Annotated in this window: 16 protein-coding genes and 1 tRNA gene; 9 read left to right on the top strand and 8 right to left on the bottom strand. The window is 63.7% G+C overall.

Going from position 1 to position 19,472, the window contains the following annotated elements:
• Positions 1-5 precede the first annotated feature (5 nt).
• Positions 6-1,712 carry a methyl-accepting chemotaxis protein gene (locus CLU91_RS07360; protein WP_100873636.1) on the bottom strand — a complete coding sequence of 569 codons (1,707 nt, stop codon included), beginning with the start codon at positions 1,710-1,712 and terminating at the stop codon, positions 6-8.
• A gap of 382 nt (positions 1,713-2,094) precedes the next feature.
• On the opposite strand from CLU91_RS07360, the gene CLU91_RS07355 reads away from it, so the two are divergent.
• The 9 genes from CLU91_RS07355 to CLU91_RS07315 all read left to right on the top strand — a co-directional run bounded on the left by CLU91_RS07355 (position 2,095) and on the right by CLU91_RS07315 (position 14,698).
• On the top strand, positions 2,095-4,230 hold the full coding sequence (locus CLU91_RS07355) for a TonB-dependent receptor (protein WP_100873635.1): 2,136 nt from the start codon (positions 2,095-2,097) through the stop codon (positions 4,228-4,230).
• 267 nt (positions 4,231-4,497) lie between these two features.
• A complete protein-coding gene (fdnG, locus tag CLU91_RS07350) occupies positions 4,498-7,569 on the top strand; it encodes a formate dehydrogenase-N subunit alpha (RefSeq protein ID WP_100873634.1) in 3,072 nt (1,023 codons plus the stop codon).
• Positions 7,570-7,582: 13 nt separating this feature from the next.
• Positions 7,583-8,503, top strand: a complete 921-nt coding sequence (gene fdxH / locus CLU91_RS07345) for a formate dehydrogenase subunit beta (protein ID WP_035820208.1) — start codon at positions 7,583-7,585, stop codon at positions 8,501-8,503.
• Positions 8,493-9,164, top strand: a complete 672-nt coding sequence (locus CLU91_RS07340) for a formate dehydrogenase subunit gamma (protein WP_100873633.1) — start codon at positions 8,493-8,495, stop codon at positions 9,162-9,164. The genes fdxH and CLU91_RS07340 overlap by 11 nt, the downstream gene beginning before the upstream one ends.
• 138 nt (positions 9,165-9,302) lie before the next feature.
• Positions 9,303-10,349 carry a formate dehydrogenase accessory protein FdhE gene (gene fdhE / locus CLU91_RS07335; protein ID WP_100873632.1) on the top strand — a complete coding sequence of 349 codons (1,047 nt, stop codon included), beginning with the start codon at positions 9,303-9,305 and terminating at the stop codon, positions 10,347-10,349.
• On the top strand, positions 10,346-11,767 hold the full coding sequence (gene selA, locus CLU91_RS07330; RefSeq protein WP_100873631.1) for an L-seryl-tRNA(Sec) selenium transferase: 1,422 nt from the start codon (positions 10,346-10,348) through the stop codon (positions 11,765-11,767). Before fdhE ends, selA begins: the two co-directional genes overlap by 4 nt.
• Entirely contained in the window at positions 11,764-13,719 is a 1,956-nt protein-coding gene (gene selB, locus CLU91_RS07325; protein WP_100873630.1) for a selenocysteine-specific translation elongation factor, read from the top strand. Before selA ends, selB begins: the two co-directional genes overlap by 4 nt.
• A gap of 12 nt (positions 13,720-13,731) precedes the next feature.
• Positions 13,732-13,827, top strand: a tRNA-Sec gene (locus CLU91_RS07320).
• Positions 13,828-13,984: 157 nt separating this feature from the next.
• Complete coding sequence (locus CLU91_RS07315) at positions 13,985-14,698, top strand: substrate-binding periplasmic protein (protein ID WP_232730661.1); 714 nt, start codon at positions 13,985-13,987, stop codon at positions 14,696-14,698.
• A 14-nt stretch (positions 14,699-14,712) separates the two neighbouring features.
• On the opposite strand, the gene CLU91_RS07310 is transcribed toward CLU91_RS07315, so the two are convergent.
• From CLU91_RS07310 to fur, 7 genes are all read right to left on the bottom strand, one after another.
• Positions 14,713-15,453 (bottom strand): GGDEF domain-containing protein, encoded by a 741-nt coding sequence (locus CLU91_RS07310; protein ID WP_100873629.1) that lies wholly within the window; start codon positions 15,451-15,453, stop codon positions 14,713-14,715.
• 3 nt (positions 15,454-15,456) lie between these two features.
• Positions 15,457-15,855, bottom strand: a complete 399-nt coding sequence (locus tag CLU91_RS07305) for a DUF1987 domain-containing protein (RefSeq protein WP_099763155.1) — start codon at positions 15,853-15,855, stop codon at positions 15,457-15,459.
• Between the two features lie 22 nt (positions 15,856-15,877).
• The gene (locus tag CLU91_RS07300; protein WP_071076508.1) at positions 15,878-16,435 is read right to left on the bottom strand and encodes a SiaB family protein kinase; all 558 of its coding nucleotides are present in this window, start codon (positions 16,433-16,435) and stop codon (positions 15,878-15,880) included.
• Between the two features lie 65 nt (positions 16,436-16,500).
• Positions 16,501-17,715: a SpoIIE family protein phosphatase gene (locus CLU91_RS07295; RefSeq protein ID WP_198521272.1), complete on the bottom strand. Its 1,215-nt coding sequence runs from the start codon at positions 17,713-17,715 to the stop codon at positions 16,501-16,503.
• Between the two features lie 172 nt (positions 17,716-17,887).
• Positions 17,888-18,478, bottom strand: a complete 591-nt coding sequence (locus CLU91_RS07290) for an NAD(P)H-dependent oxidoreductase (RefSeq protein WP_198521271.1) — start codon at positions 18,476-18,478, stop codon at positions 17,888-17,890.
• A gap of 59 nt (positions 18,479-18,537) precedes the next feature.
• Complete coding sequence (locus CLU91_RS07285) at positions 18,538-18,903, bottom strand: MerR family transcriptional regulator (protein WP_100873628.1); 366 nt, start codon at positions 18,901-18,903, stop codon at positions 18,538-18,540.
• A gap of 73 nt (positions 18,904-18,976) precedes the next feature.
• The gene (gene fur, locus CLU91_RS07280; RefSeq protein WP_099763157.1) at positions 18,977-19,417 is read right to left on the bottom strand and encodes a ferric iron uptake transcriptional regulator; all 441 of its coding nucleotides are present in this window, start codon (positions 19,415-19,417) and stop codon (positions 18,977-18,979) included.
• Positions 19,418-19,472: the final 55 nt, after the last annotated feature.

Below are 19,472 nucleotides of genomic sequence, written 5' to 3'. Positions count from 1 at the left end.
CGGACTTAAAACTCTTCCCACTCGCCTTCGGCCGGCGCCGGTGCCTTGCCGCTCTTGCGCGTCACGGGCAGGCGCAGGGCAGGGGTGGAGGCCTTGCGGGCTGGCGCGGCCGGGGCTGCAGGCGCGCTGCGCTGCGCCGCTTTCATGCTGAAACGGTCGGTCGCCGCCGCATTCGCGTCCAGGCGGAAGACGCTGACCACCTGCGCCAGTTCGCTCGCCTGTTCCTGCATCGCTTCGGCCGCTGCCGACGCTTCTTCCACCAGCGCTGCATTTTGCTGGGTCACCTGGTCCATTTCGGAAATGGCCTGGTTGACTTGCTCGATGCCGGCGCTCTGCTCTTCGCTGGCGTTGCTGATCTCGCTCATGATGGAGGTGACGAACGCTATGCTTTGCACGATTTCTTCCATCGTCTTGCCGGCCTTGTCGACCAGGTCCGTGCCCACGTCGACTTTTTGCACGGAGTCGTCGATCAAGCCCTTGATCTCTTTTGCCGCCGCTGCCGAACGCTGCGCCAGGTTGCGCACTTCCGTTGCCACCACGGCAAAGCCGCGACCCTGCTCGCCGGCGCGTGCCGCTTCCACGGCCGCGTTCAGGGCCAGGATGTTGGTCTGGAAGGCGATGCCGTCGATGACGGAAATGATGTCGACGATTTTCTTCGACGAGGTATTGATCTCGCCCATGGTGGCCACCACTTCGGCCACCACGGCGCCGCCGCGGCTGGCGATGCCGGCTGCGTCGCCGGCCAGTTTATTCGCCTGGCGCGCATTGTCCGCATTCTGCTTCACGGTCGAGGTCAGTTCTTCCATCGACGAGGCCGTTTCTTCCAGCGAACTGGCTTGCTGTTCCGTGCGCGACGACAGGTCCTGGTTGCCGGCGGCAATTTCAGCGGACGCCGTGGCGATGGTGTCGGTGCCGCTGCGGACCTGGCCGACGATGCCGATCAGGCTGTCGTTCATGGTTTTCAGGGCATGCATCAGCTGGCCCGTTTCATCGCGGCCTTGCGCCGTGATGATACTGCTCAGGTCGCCCGCTGCCACGGTTTCCGCCACTTTCACGGCATCGCGGATGGGGCCGGTGATCGAACGCGTGATCCACCAGGCGAAACCGATGCCCATCAGCACGGCCAGCACGCCCATGGTGATGAGGAAGATGCGGGTGCTGCTGTAGGCTTCGATGATGCTGTTGCCGACGCCGTCGGCGGCCTTGATCTGCATGCCGGCAAAACGCTTCACTTCGGCCAGGTAAGCCACGGTGATGGGTGCGACTTCTTTCTCGAACACTTCCTTGGCGCCCGCCACGTCGCCGTCGGCCTTCATCTTGAAGGCGCGTGCGCGCGTCGTCACGTAGTCGGTGCGCACCTTGCGCACGACCTTGAACTGCTCGATCACGGCCGGGTTGAGCAGCGAGGCGACGATGTCGTCCTGCAGTTTGCTGGAGCGGTCCGCATCGACTTTCAAGTCTTGCTCGATCCTGGCGCGCACGACGGGATCGGTGATTTCAAACGAGGCCACGCCGCGCACGCTGTTCAATTCAATGATCTTCGACCATTCGGCTACCATGCGCTGGTTCTTGATGCTGGTATTGATGAGGCGGTAAGTCAGGTCGCTGGCCGTTTGCATGCGCACGAGGGCGGTGACGGTCAAGGCGGCAAGCAACAGCAATACGACAGCAAAGCCGACGCCAAGGCGGCTGCCGATGTTCAGGTTTTTCATGTAAGTCCTAACAATGTAATAGTCATGATCGCCGCCGCCAGCAGGGGCGGACAGGCGCCGCAAGGCGCAGGGGATCGGGGTCTTCGGGTGCCGCGTGATGGCTGTGCGGCGCGCCACGCTGAGCGTGGCGATGGAGGTAAAGCAAGGGGCACGTCGGTCAGGCTGACCGCTGTCCAGCAAGCCGCAAGTATAGCATTGACGCAGAGAAATAGTTTTTCAAGGCAATTTTAATTGCCTTTTGATATCTATTTCCTGTTGTGTTTTTACGTCAAGTACCTAGTCCATAAGTACTATCACTTACATTTCGCCTTACTTTTCGCCGTGCCGGCTGATAAAATACTAATGATAATCATTCGTATTAAAACATCGACCAGGGAATTGTATGCAGCAACAGCGCAAGCCAGGATGTAAACCGATCACCATCGCCGTACTGGGCGCCCTGACCTTTGGCGCCGTGCCATTGGCGGCCTGGGCACAGGAAAGCTTGCCCGCCGTCACGGTGACGGCATCGAAGGACAAGGATGCTTATGTCGCCGGCACGTCCGCCAGCGGTACCAAGACGGAAATGGCCCTGCGCGACGTGCCGCAGACGATCAACGTGGTGCCGGCCGCCGTCATCCGCGACCAGAACGCCATGTCGATCCAGGACATCATGAAGAACATCCCCGGCGTGGGCTTGTCCACCGGCGACGGCCAGCGCGACCAGGTGTTCATCCGCGGCTTCACGGCCATCGGCGACCAGTTCGTCGACGGCTTCCGCGATGACGCGCTGTATTTCCGCGACCTGTCGAACGTCGAGCGCCTGGAAGTGATCAAGGGACCGGCTGCCGTGCTGTACGGTCGCGGTTCCTCGGGCGGCCTGGTCAACCGCATCACCAAAAAACCGGGTATCGATATCACGGACGTGGCCCTGAGCTTGACGAACACGGCCGGGCGCCGTGGCGAAGTCGACGTGGGCCGTGTGGGCGAGACGGTGGACTGGCGTGTCACGGGCGCGCGCGAAGTGTCCGACAGCTACCGCGAGCAGCAATTCATCAAGCGCACGGCGCTGGCGCCATCGGTGGCCATCCGCCTGTCCAGCGCCACCAAATTGCTGCTGCAGGGCGATTATCTGGAAGACCGCCGCCTGACGGACTTCGGCATCCCGTCCTGGCACGGCCGTCCCGTCGCCGTCGATGCGGGCACTTATTACGGCGCCGCGAACGCGCGCGATGCCGACTTCAGCCAGTCGCGCGTGGTCTCCACGGCCGCCACCCTGACGCACAAGTTCAGCGACAGCTTGTCGCTGCGCAATGCCTTCCGCTATTACGATTACCACCTGGACCGCAACAACACGAATATTTCCGGCAACGTCAATGAAGTCAAGGGCACGATGAACCTCGGTCACGCCAAGCTGAACCGCGACGAGAGCGGCTGGTTCAACCAGACGGAACTGACGCAAAAGCTGGTGACGGGCACCTTGCGCCATGAAGTGCTGTACGGCGCCGAATTCGGCAAGCAAAACAAGGATGCCAACAGTTGGGCCGCTATCTTGGTGGGGCCGAACGTGTCGATCTTCCATCCCGTCCTGCCGCAGGTCGACCGCAGCAAGCTGGGCGCGCGCAGCGATACTTTCGGTACCTATGACACGGCCGCCGCCTACGTGCAGGATGCCATCAGCATCAGCGACGAGTGGAAGGCGCTGGCCGGCCTGCGCTACGACAGCTACAAGCAGCAGTCGCGCCTGGCCAATGCGGCCGGCGTGACGACGGCCAAGCTGTCGCGCACGGATTCGGCTTACAGCCCCCGCGCCGGCCTCGTCTGGCAACCGAGCGCGGCGCAATCGTACTACGCGTCGTGGAGCCGCTCCTTCCAGCCCAGCGGCGAAAACTTCGCCCTGGCCGCGAATAACGCCGACCTGGCGCCGGAAACCACGCGCAACACGGAAGTGGGCGCCAAGTACGAGCTGTGGGGCGGCCGCGCGAATGCCACCGTGTCGCTGTTCCGCCTGGAGCGCGACAATATCAAGAGCAGCGAACCGATCACGAACCGCATCGTTCCTATCGGCACGCAGCGCACGGATGGCCTGGAACTGACCTTCAACGCGGACTTGCACGATGGCTGGAAAATGATGGCCGGCTATGCTTACCTGGACGCCACCATCACGGACTCCATCGCCAAGGACACGAGCGTGAGTGCGGCTGGCTCCGTTGACGTCAAAGGCAAGCGCGCCACCCTGACGGCACGCAACATGGCCAATCTGTGGCTGACGAAAGACCTGGGCCACGGCTTCACCGTGGGTGGCGGCGCGAATGCCGTCGGCAGCCGTTTCGCCAATGCCGGCAACACGGTGGTCTTGCCCGGCTACGTGACGGCCGACGCCATGGCCGCATACCGCACGGGCCGCTATGAAGTGCAGCTGAACATCAACAATATCGGCGATACGCGCTACATCGTCTCGGGCCACGGTTCCAGCCCGAACCTGAGCTTGCCGGGTGCGCCGCGCAACGTGGCGCTGACCTTGCGCTACAGCCTGTAATTGTTGTCACTCCTCAAAACCCGCTCGCGAGCGGGTTTTTTCATGGCGGGCGCTGCGCCGGGCAGGCCGGCATTGTTTAGAGGAACTGCTCAGTACTGATCAAATAATGTTGACTATGTGCAATTTTCTCCGGCGGACTGAGCCTTGACGGGGTTTGAGGGGTAAAATACTGTCATACGGCACAGGCATGGTGCTTATATCTTGGCGATATGACACCACCACGACGTTGTATGACTTTTTATTTACTCACATCATAGAGGCCTGAATATGGTTCAGATGTCCAGGCGCCAGTTCCTTCGGGTAACTGGCGCGACCATTGCTGGCTCCAGCCTTGCCCTGCTCGGTTTCGCACCGGGCCAGGCGATGGCGGAAGTGCGGCAATACAAGCTGTCTCGCACCACCGAGACACGCAATACCTGTCCTTACTGTTCGGTAGGATGTGGCGTCCTGCTGTATGGTCTGGGCGACGGCGCAAAAAATGCCGTTTCCAGCATCATCCACGTGGAAGGCGATGCCGATCACCCGGTGAACCGCGGCACCCTGTGCCCGAAAGGCGCCAGCCTGGTCGACTTCATCCACAGCCCGAACCGCCTGAAAGTGCCTGAGTACCGCGCACCGGGCGGCACGCAATGGCAACCGATCTCCTGGGATGTGGCGCTCGACAAGATCGCGCGCCTGATGAAGGATGACCGCGATGCCAACCTGATCGAAAAGAATGCCGATGGCAAGACCGTCAACCGCTGGCTCTCCACCGGCATGCTGGCCGCGTCCGCCGGCAGCAACGAGGTCGGTTACCTGACCCACAAGACAGTGCGCAGCATGGGGATGCTGACCTTTGATAATCAGGCGCGTGTATGACACGGACCGACGGTGGCAGGTCTTGCCCCGACGTTTGGCCGTGGCGCGATGACGAATCATTGGGTCGATATCAAGAATGCCGATGTGATTTTGGTCATGGGCGGCAATGCAGCAGAAGCACATCCTTGCGGATTCAAATGGGTAACGGAAGCGAAGGCGCATAACAAGGCCAAGCTGATCGTTGTCGATCCGCGTTTTACCCGTACCGCATCCGTGGCAGATTACTACTGCGCCACGCGTACCGGCACGGACATCGTCTTCCTCGGCGCGATCATCAATTATCTGCTGACGAACGACAAGATCCAGCATGAGTACGTGCGCAACTACACGGACATGCCTTTCATCGTGCGCGAAGACTATGCGTTCGAGGACGGCCTGTTCTCGGGTTACGACAAGGAAAAAGGCAAGTACACCAACAAGGCCACCTGGGATTACGAGATCGGCGACGACGGCTACGCCAAGGTCGACCCGACCCTGGAACACCCGCGCTGCGTCTACCAGATGATGAAGAAGCACTATGCACGCTACACGACCGAGATGGTCGAGCGGACGTGCGGCGTGTCGGCCGACAAGTTCCACAAAGTAGCGGAAGCCCTGGCTTCGACCGCCGTGCCGGGACGCGCCGGTACCATCCTGTACGCGCTGGGCTGGACGCACCACTCGACGGGCGCGCAAACCATCCGCACGGGCGCCATGGTGCAGCTGTTGCTGGGCAATATGGGCATCGCGGGCGGCGGCATGAACGCCTTGCGCGGCCACTCGAACATCCAGGGCTTGACCGATCTGGGCCTGATGTCGAACCTGTTGCCAGGTTATATGACCTTGCCGAACGAAGCCGAGCAGGATTTCGATGGCTATATCGCCGCGCGCGCCACCAAGCCGCTGCGGCCGAACCAGCTCAGCTACTGGAGCAATTACCGCAAATTCCACGTCAGCTTCATGAAGACGTGGTGGGGCGACTTTGCCACTGCGGAAAACAACTACGCCTTCGACTACCTGCCAAAGCTCGACAAGCCGTATGACTTGATGCAAGCCATCGAGAACATGCACCAAGGCAAGATGACGGGTTATATCTGCCAGGGCTTCAATGTGCTGGCGTCCGCGCCGAACAAGCAGAAGGTCACGGAAGCGCTGGCTAAGCTGAAGTTCCTCGTCATCATGGACCCGCTGGCTGTGGAAACGGGCGAATTCTGGAAGCCGCACGGGCAATACCACGAAGTCGATCCCACCAAGATCATGACGGAAGTGTTCCGCTTGCCGACCAGCTGCTTCGCCGAAGAGCGCGGTTCGCTGGTGAGTTCCTCGCGCGTGCTGCAGTGGCACTGGCAGGCGGCCGAACCGCCGGGCCAGGCGCGCAGCGACCTGGAGATCATGTCGGGCCTGTTCTTGCGCATGCGTAGCATGTACCAGAAAGAGGGCGGCAAGTTCCCCGATCCTATTCTCAACCTGACGTGGAATTATGCGCAGCCGCATAACCCGCAGCCCGAAGAAATCGCCCGCGAATTCAACGGCAAGGCGCTGGCCGACTTGTACGATCTCAAGGATCCGACCAAGCTGCTGGTGAAAAAGGGCGAGCAGCTGGCTTCGTTTGCGCAATTGCGCGACGACGGCACGACCACCAGCGGTTGCTGGATCTTCGCCGGCAGCTGGACGCAGGCGGGCAACCAGATGGGACGGCGCGACAACAGCGACCCGACCGGTATCGGCCAGACGCTGGGCTGGGCCTGGGCGTGGCCGGCGAACCGCCGCGTGCTGTACAACCGCGCTTCATGCGACTTGAAGGGCAAGGCTTTCGATCCGACCCGCAAGCTCATCGAGTGGAATGGCACGAACTGGAGCGGGGCCGATATTCCCGACTTCAAGGTCGACGAACCGCCGGAAAACGGCATGGGTCCGTTCATCATGCTGGGCGAGGGCGTGGCGCGCTTCTTTGCGCGCGGCGCCATGGCCGAAGGCCCGTTCCCCGAGCATTACGAGCCGTTTGAAAATCCGCTGGGCTACAACCCCATGCATCCGAAAAACCCGCAGGCGACCAGCAATCCGGCCGCGCGCGTGTTCGCCGATGACCGGAAAATGTTCGGCACGCATGAGGAGTATCCGCATGTGGCCACCAGCTACCGCCTGACCGAGCATTTCCATTACTGGACCAAGCATGCACGCCTGAATGCGATCATCCAGCCGCAGCAATTCGTTGAAATCGGCGAAGAGCTGGCCAAGAGCATCGGCGTCGTTGCCGGTGGCGAAGTGCGCGTCAGTTCCAAGCGGGGTCACATCATCGCCAAGGCCGTCGTCACCAAGCGCATCAAGGCGTTGACGATCGAGGGCAAGCAGGTGCATACCGTGGGCCTGCCGCTGCACTGGGGCTTTACGGGCGTGGCCAAGCCAGGGTATCTGATCAATACCCTGACGCCGGGCGTGGGGGATGCGAATTCGCAAACGCCGGAATTCAAGTCCTTCCTCGTGAAGGTGGAAAAAGCATGATGGGAGCTCAATAATGGCACTGCAATCCTTAGATATCCGGCGCCTGTCGGCGACCACGGTGACCCCGCCGCAAGCGCGCAGCCCGGTGACGGGCACCGTGGCCAAGCTGATCGATGTGTCGAAATGCATCGGCTGCAAGGCTTGCCAGACGGCGTGCATGGAATGGAACGACTTGCGTGACGAAGTCGGCGAAAACCATGGCACCTATGACAATCCGACGGACTTGACGCCGCAATCGTGGACGGTGATGCGTTTTGCCGAACACGAAAACAACGACGGCAACCTCGAATGGCTGATCCGCAAGGATGGCTGCATGCACTGCGAGGATCCGGGCTGCCTGAAGGCCTGTCCGGCGCCGGGCGCCATCGTGCAGTACACGAACGGCATCGTGGACTTCCACCAGGAAAACTGCATCGGCTGCGGCTACTGCGTGGCCGGCTGTCCTTTCGACGTGCCCCGCATTTCGAAAAAGGACGACCGCGCCTACAAGTGCACCTTGTGCTCGGACCGCGTGGCCGTGGGCCAGGAACCGGCCTGCGTGAAAACCTGCCCGACGGGCGCCATCGTCTTCGGCACCAAGGAAGACATGAAGGTGCATGCGGAAGAGCGCATCGTCGACCTGAAGTCGCGCGGGTTCGAGAACGCGGGACTGTACGATCCGCTGGGCGTGGGCGGCACGCACGTGATGTACGTGCTGCACCATGCCGACAAGCCGAAGCTGTATTCGAACTTGCCGGAACGCCCGCGCATCAGCCCGATGGTGGGCTTCTGGAAGGGCTGGTCCAAACCGCTGGCGGTGGCCGGCATGGCCGCCACGGCCCTGGCAGGCCTGTTCCATTACACGCGTGTCGGTCCGAACGAAGTGAGCAAGGACGAAGAGCACGAAGCGCTGGAAGAGGCCAAGCGCATCCGGGAGGAACAGCATGAAGCATAGTGAACATCACGACGGCAAGCTGCGCGACAAGGATGGCAACCCCTTGATCGAACGCTACAACCCGAACGAGCGCACGAATCACTGGGTCACCGCCATCAGCTTCGTCATGCTGGCATTGTCCGGCCTGGCCATGTTCCATCCCTCGATGGCGTGGCTGGCGAACCTGTTCGGCGGCGGGCAATGGACGCGCATCCTGCATCCGTTTGCCGGCCTGGTGATGTTTGTCTCGTTCGCGATCCTCGTGCTGCGTTTCTGGCACCACAACAAGTTCGAGGACGGCGACAAGCAGTGGCTCAAACAGATGGACGACGTGCTCCACAACCGCGAGGAGAAGCTTCCGAAGATCGGCAAATACAATGCCGGCCAGAAGGTCCTGTTCTTCGTGTTGCTGGTCAGCATGATCGGCTTGCTGCTGTCGGGTATCGTGATCTGGCGCGCGTATTTTGCGTTCTACTTCCCGATCGACGTGGTGCGCTTTGCCGCCTTGCTGCATGCCGGTTGCGCGTTTGCCATCATCTGCGCCATCATCGTGCACATCTACGCGGCCCTGTGGGTCAAGGGTTCGATCGGCGCCATGGTGCGCGGCACCGTCACCTACGGCTGGGCGCGCAAGCACCATCCGAAGTGGTTTGAGGCGGTTATTCGCAATACGAAGGACTAAGGCTCTTCGTAATCGTAATTAAACCCAACTGCAACTGCTGGGGTCAGACCCGAAGGGACTGACCCCTTTCTTTGCGGCTTGCCGCGACCGTATCGATTAAAATACTTTTACATCCCCTTTTTTGATGGGAAAACTCCATTGGTACAACGCATTCTTCAGCCAGGCGAAATCGAAGGCCTGGACCACAACGCGATTCCGCGCCTGCTGCTGCCGCAGCCTGACAGCCTGTTTACGGCGCGCGCACAGCGCTTGCGCGAGCTGGCGCAGGGCAAAATCAAGGGCATCCCCGTCGACGCGGGCATGCAGGGTTACCTGGTGCTGATGGCCGCGCTGGCCGATGCGCAGGCCGCCGTGGTGGGAAAACTGGCGCCCGGCGCCGTGCCCGCCGCCGACCCCGACGCGCTGCGCCGCGCCATCCAGCACCGCATGCCGGTGCTGCCCGTGAATGGCGCCCGTCCGCCCGTGTGGCGCGACATCTTTGCCAGCCTGCTCGATGAATTGGCCGCCACGGCGGCCAGCCAGCCGGCATTGTCGGGCGGACTGACCCAGGTGCTGGCCCAGCTGCGCGCGCTCGACGCGCCAGCGCTGGACGCCTGCGCCGACGCCGTGCTCGATGAAAACGGCGACAACCTCAATCCCATGCATGCGCCGTTCGTCGCCGCCGCGCTGCAGATTTTATGGTCGGTGTCGGCCAGCCAATTGCGCGCCGCGCGCGTGCCGGACCTGGAAACGGGCACCCTGTGCCCCGTCTGCGGTTCGCACCCCGTCGCCAGCGTGATCCGCATCGGCGGCCAGTCGCAAGGCTACCGCTACCTGCACTGCGGCATTTGCGAAAGCGAATGGCATATGGTGCGCGTGAAGTGCTCGACCTGCGAACAGAATGGCAAGATCGCCTACCAGGGCCTGGACGCGGCCGACGCAGCACCGTTCGACCCCGTGGCGGCCAAGGACGACAAATTGCCGAACAAGGCGAACGACCCGAAGAAAGTGGCGCGCGCGGAAACCTGCGACGATTGCCATACGTATCGAAAAGTCTTCAACCAGGAACACGATTACAACGTCGAACCGCTGGCCGACGACCTGGCCAGCCTGATGCTCGACCTGCTGGTGGGCGAAGCGGGCTACCAGCGCGCCAGCGGCAATCCGCTGCTGTGGCTGGGTAAAAGCTCGGATCAGCCGTCATGACGACGGGGCAAACCGTGCGCCTGCCATCGGTCGACCGCATCTTGGGCGACGCGGCTTGCCTGGAACTGATCGCGCGCTATGGCCGCGTGCAAACCCTGGCCTGCGCGCGCGCCGTGCTGGCCGAACTGCGCACGGCCATGCTGGCCGGCGCAGGGTTTGGTGCATGCGGCGAGGAGGGCGCATCGATCGCCGCCATCGCCGCGCACATGGCCGAGCGGCTGCACACGCAAGCGCGCCCGCAGCTGCGCGCCGTGTTCAACCTGACGGGCACCGTGCTGCACACGAACCTGGGCCGCGCGCTGCTGCCCGACGCCGCCGTGCAAGCGGTGGTGGAAGCGCTGCAGTGGCCGATGAACCTGGAATTCGACCTGGAGACGGGCAAGCGCGGCGACCGCGACGACCTGGTCGAGGAATTGCTGCGCGAACTGACTGGGGCCGAAGCGGCCACCATCGTCAACAACAACGCGGCCGCCGTGCTGCTGATGCTCAATACCCTAGCGCAGAATAAAGAGGTCGTCGTCTCGCGCGGCGAACTCGTGGAAATCGGCGGCGCCTTCCGCATCCCCGACGTGATGACGCGCGCGGGCGCCGTGCTGCGCGAAGTGGGCAGCACCAACCGCACCCACCTGGCCGATTACGCCAATGGCGTGAATGAAGACACGGCCCTCTTGATGAAGGTCCATTGCAGCAATTACGCGATCACGGGTTTCACGAAAAGCGTGGAGCTGGCCGAACTGGTTCCGCTGGCAGCGCAACACGCCATTCCCACGGCCGTGGACCTGGGCAGCGGCACCCTGGTCGACCTGGCGCAGTATGGTCTGCCGCATGAAACGACGGTGCGCGAAACGATAGCGGCGGGCGCCGACCTGGTGACCTTCAGCGGCGACAAACTGCTCGGCGGCCCGCAGTGCGGCGTCATCGTCGGGCGCGCCGACCTGATCGCGAAGATCAAGCGCAACCCGCTGAAGCGTGCGCTGCGGGTCGGCAAGCTGACCCTGGCCGCACTGGCCCCGGTGCTGCAGCTGTACCGCGCGCCGGACTTGCTGGCCGAACGCCTGACTACCTTGCGTTTGCTGACGCGCCCTGCGGCCGCCATGCGCGTGCAGGCGCACACCCTGCTGCCGCTGCTGCAAGGCGCGCTGGGCATGCAGTACGTGGTCACGGCCGAAGCGATGAAAAGCCAGATCGGTAGCGGCGCCTTGCCCGTCGACCAGCTACCGAGCTTTGGCCTGGCCATTCGCAGCGCGCCTGGCTCGCGCCTGAGCAATCCCCTGGGAATGCTGGAACAGCGTTTGCGCGCCTTGCCATGCCCCGTGATCGGGCGCATCGGGCAAGATACCCTGTGGCTCGATCTGCGCTGCCTGGAAGCGGCGCACGAAACGGCCTTCATCGCGCAGCTGGCCGAGTTGTCCGCATGATCGTCGGCACGGCAGGCCATATCGACCATGGCAAGACGACGCTCACGCGCGCGCTGACGGGCGTGTACACGGACCGCCTGAAGGAAGAGCAGGCGCGCGGCATTTCGATAGAACTTGGCTACGCCTATCTGCCGCTGGCGGACGGCACGGTGCTGGGCGTGATCGACGTGCCCGGACACGAAAAATTCATCCGCACCATGGCGTCCGGCGTGACGGGCATCGACTTTGCCCTGCTGGTGGTGGCGGCCGACGACGGCATCATGCCGCAGACGCACGAGCACCTGGCCATCTTGCAGCTGCTGGGCGTGACGCGCGGCGCCGTGGCGCTGACCAAGATCGACCGCGCCGACGGCGCCCGCGTGGCGCAGGTGGAAGCGGACATCGAAGCGCTGCTGGCCGGCACGCCGCTGGCGGGCAGCCCGATCTTTCCCACGGCCGCCAGCCGCGACAACGATCCCGGCGTGGCCGCCTTGCTGGCGCACCTGACGCAAGTGGCGCGCAGCCTGCCGCAGCGCGACGAGCGGCGCTTGTTCCGCCTCGGTGTGGACCGCGTGTTCACCTTGTCGGGGCAGGGCACCATCGTCACCGGCACGGCGCTGGCGGGTACGGCGCGGGTGGGCGACGTTCTGCAGCTGGCGCCCGGCGGCGCAGGCGCGCGCGTGCGCAGCATCCATGCGCAGAACCGCGCGGCCGAGACGGGCATGGCGGGCCAGCGCCTGGCGCTGAACCTGGCCGGCATCGAGCGCGAACGCATCGAACGGGGCAACTGGATCGTCGCGCCCGAGCTGGCGCAGTGCTCCGAGCGCCTCGACGTGGAATTGACGCTCTTGCCCGACGCCGGCGTGCAATTGAAAGCTTGGTCGCCGCTGCACGTGCACCTGGGCGCGGCGCACCAGCTGGCGCGCGCCGTCATGCTCGATGGCGAGACGCTGTCGCCGGGGCAGACGGGCCGAGTACAACTGGTGTTCGAGTCTCCCATGCACGGCGTGCCGGGAGACCGCTTCGTCGTGCGCAATGCGCAAGCGACGCAGACGGTGGGCGGCGGCATGGTGCTCGACCCGTTCGGCCCCGCGCGCAAGCGGCGCAGCCCGGCCAGGCTGGCCTGGCTCGATGCGCTGGCCGCGTTCATCGCGCAGGGCGATATTGCGGCCCTGCTGGCGCAAAGCCCGCTGGGCCTGCGCGAGTCGCTGCTGGTGCGCCTGTCGCTGCTGCCGGCGAACGCCATCGCGCTGCCGGCCGAGACGCGGCGCATCGCCCTGCGCGGTGGCGACGCCCTGTTGCTGGCACCGGCGGCGCTGCTGGCGCTGGAAGAGCGCGTGCTGGCAGCATTGGACGTCTTCCATGCGCGCGCCCCCGACGAGGCGGGGCCGGAACTGTGGCGTTTGAAACGCATCGTCGACGCGGAGATGGAAGACGCCTTGTGGAGCCATCTGGTCGAAGGCTTGCTGGCGCAGGGCAGAGTGCTGGCGCGCGGCGCCAGCCTGCATCTGCCGACGCACAGCGTGGAACTGACGCCGCAGGAGCAGGCGCTGGCCGAGCCCTTGCTGGCCGCGCTGGAGCAGGGGCGCTTCGAGCCGCCGTGGACGCGCGACCTGGCGCGCGGCTTCGGCCTGGCCGAGGATGAAACGCGCAGGCTGCTGCGCAAGCTGGCCAAGGCAGGGCAGATCAGCCAGGTGGTGCACGACCTGTTTTATCACCAGGCGGCGCTGGCCGAGCTGGCGCAACTGGTGCGCACTCTGGCCGAAAAAGCGGAGCTGGACGAAGGCCTGGCGCCCGGTTCCGGCGCCGTGGGCGCGGCCACCTTCCGCGATGCCAGCGGTCTGGGCCGCAAGCGGGCGATCCAGGTCTTGGAATTCTTCGACCGCGTCGGTTATACTCGCCGTGTTGGCAATGGGCATCTATTACGCCCGCAAGCGCTATGGTCCTATACGGCAGCCTTGCCCAACAGCTAGCTCAGGCACCGCGGAAAGCACACTCATCCGGTGATGTGGCCGGGCTTCAAACCCGGTGGAGGGCGTCAGACGTTCTCCCGTAGGTTCGACTCCTACTGTTTTCCGCCAGTTACTTTCCTCCCATCCTCTTCCGCATGGCGTTCTCCCGGCGTTGGCTTGTTGCCACGCTGCGGAAAATAAATGGTGTAATTGATAATATGCGGCGATGCCAGGGTGAGCCGATGGTAACATCGGCTTGATTCCCCTGTAGCAGATGAAAGCAAGCATGAAACAAGCAAGCATGGCGTGGCTGCTGGCAGTGGCGCTGCTGATGCCGGCGCTGGCCGCGGCGGTAGACGTGCGTATCGTCGGCGAGCACTTGCCGCCATCGAGCATGATGGAAGGCAATGTCGTCGTGGGACGGGAAACGCTCAAGGTGCGCGACATCATGGCGCGCGCCGGTATCGCCTACAGTATCGAATTGCTGCCGTGGAAGCGCGCGTACGCGCAGGCGCTGCGCGAGCCTGATACCTGCATCTTTTCCACCAGCCGCACGCAGGAGCGCGAAGCGCAATTTCGCTGGATCGGCCCCCTCAACGAAGCGGAATGGATACTCTACGGCCTGGCCGAGCGGCATCTGACCTTGCGCACGCTGGCCGATGCGCGCGGCCTGGTGATCGGCACGGTGCTCGGCGACGCGCGCGACGACTACCTGCGCCAGCATGGCATGAACGTGGCGCCCGTGACGCAGGAGTGGCTCAATCCGCAAAAGCTGCTGCTGGGGCGCATCGACCTGTGGGCCGTCGGCATGGCGGTGGGCAGCAAACCATTTGCCGGCAAGGAGTGGGAGGGCAAAGTGGTGCCGCTGCTGACCTTTAACCGCGTGCAGACTTACCTGGCCTGTAACCTCAAGGTACCCGAGGCGCAGGTGGCTGCCATGCAGCGCGCCGCAGCGGCCATGCGCCGCGACGGCAGCATGGCGCGCGAGCATCATCGCTGATTCAGTGCGCTGATTCAGCTCTCCAGCCACTGGCGCACGCAGTTGCGTCCTTCGCGCTTGGCCTGGTACAGGGCTTGGTCGGCATGGCTGTAGGCCGTCTCGAACGGCGTGCCGGCGCGGTTCCAGCTCAGGCCAACGCTGACGGTGATGGCGCGCGTGATGGGTGGCGCATGGCGCTGGCGGCCGACGCTCTCGCAGATGCGCTGCGCGATTTGCGCCGCCTCGTCGCGCGAAGATGTGGGCCAGACCACGGAAAACTCTTCACCGCCGACCCTGCCGATGGCCGTCTCTTGTCCCAATAATCCCTTCAGGCAGTCGACCACGGCCTGGATCACGCCGTCGCCGGCCGGGTGGCCAAAATCGTCGTTGACCTGTTTGAACAGGTCGATGTCGAGCACGATCAGCGCCATGTCGCCTTTCGCCAGGCAGTGCGAGGCATGCTCGATCACGGCGCCGCGGTTCAGGGCGCCCGTCAGCGGGTCGTGCGTGGCGCGGTATTCGAGCTGGCCGGCCAGGGTTTGCAACTGGCGGTTCAGCAAATGCATGTCGCGCTCGGCGCGGTCGCTGCGGCCGATCAGGCGCCGCGTCTCGCGCATCAGCCGCTCGTAGTGGATGATCAGTTCACCGAGCACGCGCCGCTGTTCCGCGCCCGACGCGTTGGCGTCGGCGTGCATGCGCCGCGCGGCAGCCAGCGCCGCCGCTTCCACGGTGAACAGGTCGGGTTCCAGGCCGGACTCGGAGATGGCGGCGTGCATGCTCTAGCTGCCTCGCACGGGATGGTCGCAGAAATCGAGCGCCGTGAAATCCTGCTGCAGCTCCTGGCCGAACTCCAGGATGGTGTCGTCGTCTTCGTCGTGATACCAGTTCAGGCGCACCTGGTTGCCATCGATGGCCGCCTGGTTCAGGGTGTCGAACAGGGTAAACAGCATCTTCGTGCTGGAGCTGTTGAAGTAGGCCAGCGAGACGTTGACGGTGATGGCGCTCTCGCGGCAGGCGTCCAGGTAGGCGCGCACGGTGGCGATCAGCGGGCCATAGAAGGCGGCCGCGTTTTCCGGATATGACTCGCCCTTGATCGACAGGGTGTGCTGCTCGAAACGGAAGTCGATTTCGGGCGAACACGGGGTCGCGGCGATGAACAGTGGTGACGGTAATTGCATATGCTTTCCTGAGTCGGCTCTTTCAAATGATGGCTTTGATGCAGAAGATGGTGTGCCCCGGCTCCTGGGGGTCCTGGACGAATTCGAATTCCAGCGGCTCGCTGGCGTCGCGCGCCATGGTGAGAAAACCCAGGCCCGCGCCCTTGCTGTCGGCCGGCGCTTCCTCGCGCAAGGCCTTCTTGTAGGCGAGGCGGATTTCTTCCATCGTCATCGTGTGCAGCGGCTCCAGGCGGGCGCGGATCTGCGCCACGTTGTCCGTCGAGACGGGGTTGGCGCACAGCAGGAAAAAGCTGTCGCCGCGCGTGCCGATGCAAAACGAGCCGCGCCGCATCTGCTGGTCCAGCTGCGCATCGGGCGTCAGGCTGTCGGCCGAATAGTGCATGATGTTTTGCGACATCTCGATGAACGAGGAAAAGATGCGCCGCCGCGTGGGGCCGGCCGCGCCGGCCGTGTCGAGGCGCGCCTTGATGGTTTCGGAAATGGCGCTCACCACGTGCTGCGAGAAATAGCCCACGTAAAAAAAGATGATGTTGCGCTTGCGTGCCACATCCCAAAACTCGTTGAATTCTTCGTACAGCACGTCCGTGCTCCTGGCTAGCCGGTGACCCGGTTTCTTGTTGATAATGTGGTTTGATGGCGCCAAAACTACAGGCGGAAACAGAAAAAGGTCAGGTCGTCGCGGCGCGGCTGTTTTCCCTGCCAGGCGGCGCTGTCCTGCAGCAGCGCTGCCGCCACGTCGCCGGCGGGAGCGTCGCGCTGCGCCAGCAGCTGCTCGCGCATGCGCCGCTTGCCGTAGGCGATGTCGCGCGCGCCGCCGATCTGGTCGAGCAAGCCGTCGGTGGTGAGGAACAGCAGGCTGCCGGCGGGTACGGCCAGCGTCTCGTTGTGCCAGCAGTAGCCGGGCGGCGTGTCGACATAGCCCACGCCCATGCGCGCGCCGTCGATGGCGCGCACGCTGTCCTCGCCCGGCGCCACCACGTACAGCGCCAGTTTCGCCCCCGCGAAACGCAGGCTGGCGCTGGCGTCGTCGTAACACAGGAAAGCGCAATCCATGCCGTCGTTCGAACCGGCGTGGCCAGCGTTGTCGCTGCCGGCGCCGTCCTGGCCCAGCAAGGTCTTGATGGCGCGGCTGACGGCGCCGATCAGGGCGGCCGGATCGCGCGGCCCCAGTTCGCGCAGGGCCTGGCTCAGGGCCGACGAGGCGATCAGGGTCATGAAGGCGCCCGGCACGCCGTGGCCGGTGCAGTCGGCGATGGCGGCGAACCAGCCGCCCGCGTGGCGCTCGAAGAAGTAAAAATCGCCGCCGACGACGTCGCGCGGCTGCCATTCCAGGTGCGCGTCGGGCAGGGTGGCGCGCAATTCCGCATCCGAGGTGCGCAGCCGGGCACGCTGGATCACGCTGGCGTAATCGATGCTGTGCATGATTTGCCGGTTCTTTTCCGCCTGCATGGTGGCCACAACGTTCATCAGCTGCAAGCCGAAGCCCACGCCGGCCAGCGCGCCGCCGTCCGTGATGATGAAGCCGTCGGCCAGCGCCTTTTCGCCCGCTTCCACGGCGCGGAAGGTGAGGTCTTCGATGCTCATGGCGCCATCGACGATCAGCGGTTCCTTGTCCATGAAGGCGATGCAGCTCTTCTTGCCGTACACCTCGTGATAAAAGGGCTTGGACATCTGCGACATGAAGATGTTGCGGCTGATCAAGCCGATGGGCTTGTGCTGCTCCGTGACTGGCAGGCTCATCATGTCGCGCCGTTCCGTGAACAGCTCCAGCACGGCGAAATTGCTGGCGTCGGCCTGCACCGATTCCGTGGGTATGCACAGATCAAACGCCACGGACGTGCGATAACGGGGAAGATGCAATCGAGAAGCGTTGAACTCCACAGCGGCTACCTTTACATGACGAGCGGACCCTTGTTGTCGCGACGGCAAGGCGACTGACAAACAGGCAATATCATCATGGTAGCCTTTGAATGTGACGGCTTGATTACCAGCTTGTCAAAACCGTATGCATGATGGCTGCATGGCAAGCAACTTACAGGCGCCGGGCCAGCGCCTGCGCCTGCTCCAGCCAGCGCGCGCGCTGCACTTCGGTGGAGTCGAGGATGGGGCCGAAGCTGGCCACTTTGACGGGCTTGACGCCGCAAAATTCCAAGGTCGTCTTGCGCAGCTGGTGGATGCCGGGCATGTGATAGATCCAGCGGAAATACCAGGGCGGCGTATCCATCGTCACCAGCAGCTGGGCCGTGCGGCCCTTCAGCAGCTGGGCGGGGAAAGCCTTGCCCGGGCGGTACTTGAAGGCAAAGCCGGGCAGGAAGACGCGGTCGACAAAACCCTTCAGCAGGGCTGGCGCGCCGCCCCACCAGATGGGGTAGGCGAACACCAGGTGTTCGGCCCAGCTGATGGCTTCCTGCGCCGCCAGCAAGTCCGCTTCCAGCGGCTGTACCTGGCGGTAGCCTTCGTGCAGGATGGGATCGAAGTCCAGCTGGCCCAGGCGCAGTTCGCGCACCGTATGGCCCGCGCTGCGGGCCGTGGCGGCGTAGGCTTCGGCCAGGGCGGCGCAGAAACTGTCGCCGGACGGGTGGCCGAGGAGAATGAGAATGCGCTTCGGTGTAATTTTGCTCATGTTGCAGGCTTTCCGTTAAAGAACAGCTTGCATGCTAAAGCCTGCCCCTGGGGGCAGAGTCAAGCGGCCGCTGGAAGGTGCTGGCGCGCCAGGCAGTCGCGGATTTCCGTGTCGATGCCGGCCAGCTGCGCGTCGAGTTGGCGCAGGCGGGCGAACTCCTGCTGTATCTGCGCGCGCTTGGCGGCGATGTGCTGCGACAGGGCGGCCCAGTCGGTCTCGTCGCCAGCGAGAATGGGCAGCAGTTCAGCCAGGCGGAAGCCCAGCGCCTGCGCCTGGCGTATCAGTCTGACTTGCGCCAGGTCTTGCTGCGTGTAGACGCGGTAGGCGCCGGAGCGGCGCACGTCGCCCAGCAAGCCCAGCGTTTCATAGTGGCGCAAGGCCTTGGGCGAGGTACCCGCCAGGCGGGCGATTTCTCCGATGTACATGCTTGTTCCTGTTGAGCTGTGGCGCACGCAGTGTAGCGCAGGTGGCTTGCCACGCGCTACCTTGCGCGCTGCCTCAGGAGGCTTTGCGCGGCGGGACTTTCTTCGCCGTGCACTCGGCGCAGGTGCCGTACAGCGACAGCGCGTGCTCGTGCAGCACGAAGCCCCGCTCGGTGGCGATTTCATTCTGGCGCAGTTCGATGCCTTCATCGACGAATTCATCGACCTTGCCGCAACCCGTGCAGACCAGGTGATCGTGGTGTTGGCCTTCATTCAGTTCAAAGACGGCATGGCCCGATTCGAAGTGCCGGCGAAACAAGATGCCCGCCTCGGCGAACTGCATCAGCACGCGGTAGATGGTGGCCAGGCCCACGTCGATTTTTTCAGCCAGCAAGAGTTTGTAGACATCGTCCGCACTCAGGTGCTTGATGCCCCCTTCTTGAAACAGCTGCAGAATGCGCAAGCGGGGGATGGTCACTTTCAAGCCCGATTCACGCAGTTCCCTCAATATATCCATGTCTCCCATTCCTTTTTATGATCGCCTGAGCGAGCGCTTAAGTGTGAACGTGCAT

This window comes from Janthinobacterium sp. 64 (assembly GCF_002813325.1).
GTDB lineage: Bacteria > Pseudomonadota > Gammaproteobacteria > Burkholderiales > Burkholderiaceae_D > Janthinobacterium.
Note: the sequence above shows the minus strand (reverse complement) of the source record. Positions and strands in the feature narration are given on the sequence as shown.